This is a genomic window from Microbulbifer aggregans (assembly GCF_020524005.1).
Classification (GTDB): Bacteria; Pseudomonadota; Gammaproteobacteria; order Pseudomonadales; family Cellvibrionaceae; genus Microbulbifer; species Microbulbifer aggregans_A.
On the sequence record NZ_JAIVKK010000052.1, the window covers coordinates 1 to 539 of the forward strand.

Here is a 539-nt window from a genome sequence, read left to right on the forward strand (position 1 = left end):
CACCTGCTGCCCGTGGGCGCGGTGGGTGAGCTGTACATCGGCGGTGCCGGCGTGGCTCGGGGCTATTTAAATCGCGCGGAGCTAAGTGCCGAGCGTTTTATCGACAACCCGTTTGCTGATGCTGAGGCGCGCGAGCGCGGTCACTCGCGTCTTTATAAAACCGGCGATCTGGTGCGCTGGCTGGACACTGGAGAGTTGGAGTATCTCGGTCGCAATGACGCTCAGGTGAAGATACGTGGCTACCGCATTGAACTGGGGGAGATCGAGAGTGCCCTGTCGGCCCTGTCGTCGGTGACCCAGTCGGCGGTGATTGCCCGCCCGCAGGCGGGCGCTCAGCACCTGGCGGCATACTATGTACCTGCGTGCACAGGTGTAACCATGGATGAGCTGCGTCACTCGCTGTCTCAAGTGCTGCCAGATTATATGGTGCCGTCGAGCTTTACAGCACTGGCGGAGCTGCCGCTGACAATCAATGGCAAGCTGGATGTGAAGGCGCTGCCAGAGCCGGACTTTGGTTCGGCGGAGAGCTATGTTGCGCC

At 61.2% G+C, this 539-nt stretch carries 1 protein-coding gene; it reads left to right on the plus strand.

What is annotated here, in order from left to right:
• The coding region (locus LC093_RS20275) for an AMP-binding enzyme (protein ID WP_226669347.1) at positions 1-539 on the plus strand (539 nt) is incomplete at both ends.